This is a genomic window from Ralstonia sp. VS2407 (assembly GCF_052950655.1).
Genome location: NZ_JBRFVG010000357.1, coordinates 1 through 438 on the forward strand (window position 1 = coordinate 1; position 438 = coordinate 438).

Sequence of the window (438 nt, forward strand, 5' to 3'; positions counted from 1 at the left end):
GCTCTTCGAGCGCCTCGTGGGCCGTGGCGCGGATCACGCCGGCCGCTCGGGCGACGTCCTCCGGGGGCGCGTCCGGTCGGAACTCGAGCGCCCCGGCTTGGACCGACAGGAGCGACATGCGGTGGGCGAGCACGTCGTGCATCTCACGCGCGATCCGGGTGCGTTCCTGCGCTCGGGCCTGGTCGATGCGCAGCGCCTGCTCCGTCTCGGCGCGCACGGCCCGCTCCCGCAGCGAGGCCATCAGCTGGCGTCGGGCGCCGGCGAACAGCCCCCACGCGCCGACCCCGAGCGTGATGATCACGCCGAAGAGGATGTCGGACCAGATCGTGTTGCGCTCGCCGACGCCGGCGAACAGCACCGCGACGATCGGCACAGACAGCAGGAGCGCACCGATCGCGACCATCGCCTGGTGCGGCCGCCCGTAGGCCCCGACGGAGT

1 protein-coding gene is annotated in these 438 nt (G+C 73.5%); it reads right to left on the reverse strand.

The window, feature by feature from the left end; genetic code table 11:
• Window positions 1-403 (reverse strand): histidine kinase (locus ACU8YE_RS25455; protein WP_446930374.1); only part of this gene is annotated, 403 nt, incomplete at its 3' end.
• Window positions 404-438 lie beyond the last annotated feature (35 nt).